Below are 657 nucleotides of genomic sequence, written 5' to 3' on the forward strand. Positions count from 1 at the left end.
ACCGTGATCTCGTAGTCAATGATATCGCCTGCCGCATTCAATATGCCGTCATTGGCAGCATCTACTGCTTCTACTGTCTTGTCTATCAACAGCTCACAATTTGCTATGGTGACATTAACATCTCTTTCAACAAAACACTCACCAATAGATGACCTGATTCTGTAAGTACCGGATTCAGTTACAATAGAAGACTGTAATGGAGTTATCGTTTGTCCATCCAATTCGAAAAAGGTGAAAGTAGCAGTTGGAGATTGGGTAGATCCACCGGAAATCAAATCCAAAAGATCCACTTCTGAAACACCACACTCTGGCTCAGCATCCATCACTTCCAAGACTGGGGTAGGTGGCTGATCACCAATGCTATAATTAGTGGACACCACACAATCTGTGTCTATAGTTCTTGCGAAAACAGTTCCACTTGATCCGGCGGCCAAGCCAGAAACGGTAATGATTCCATTATTAGGGACAAGTGGGTTCGCAAAAGTATTCTCGAAGGCATATTCAACTCCTTGATCCGCAGCAAAGGTTATCTCACCTGTCGCTACCTCACAGGTTGGCTGTATTACTTCTACTGTTGGTGCGGCTGGAGTCTCTGGCTGTGGATTCACAGTCACCTCTGTTGGCTCACTGATACAAATACCATCCTTCTGAACAGTC

The 657-nt window shown here is 44.7% G+C and carries 1 protein-coding gene; it reads right to left on the reverse strand.

The window, feature by feature from the left end; all coding sequences use genetic code 11:
- Window positions 1-657 (reverse strand): hypothetical protein (locus QVH07_RS17665; RefSeq protein ID WP_290003151.1); only part of this gene is annotated, 657 nt, incomplete at both ends.

This window comes from Algoriphagus sediminis, assembly GCF_030403435.1.
GTDB lineage: Bacteria > Bacteroidota > Bacteroidia > Cytophagales > Cyclobacteriaceae > Algoriphagus > Algoriphagus sediminis.